The sequence below is a fragment of the Paenibacillus taichungensis genome (genome assembly GCF_013359905.1).
In the GTDB taxonomy this organism is placed as follows: Bacteria; Bacillota; Bacilli; order Paenibacillales; family Paenibacillaceae; genus Paenibacillus; species Paenibacillus taichungensis.
Genome location: NZ_JABMCC010000035.1, coordinates 1 through 219 on the forward strand (window position 1 = coordinate 1; position 219 = coordinate 219).

1 rRNA gene is annotated in these 219 nt (G+C 53.4%); it reads right to left on the bottom strand.

Annotated features, from left to right (window positions below):
* Positions 1–219: ribosomal RNA gene (locus HP548_RS00245) — 23S ribosomal RNA — on the bottom strand; the annotation flags it as partial.

The window sequence follows — 219 nt, forward strand, 5'->3', positions numbered from 1 at the left end:
CTTGGCAGATGGTCCTGCCGGATTCATACGGGGTTTCACGTGCCCCGCACTACTCGGGATACATCTCGGAGAGAACCAACTTTCAACTACAGGGCTTTTACCTTCTTTGGCGGGCCTTTCCAGACCTCTTCGTTTAACCGGTTCCTTTGTAACTCCATGTGAGATGTCCCACAACCCCAAAGAGCAAGCTCTCTGGTTTGGGCTTCTCCGCGTTCGCTC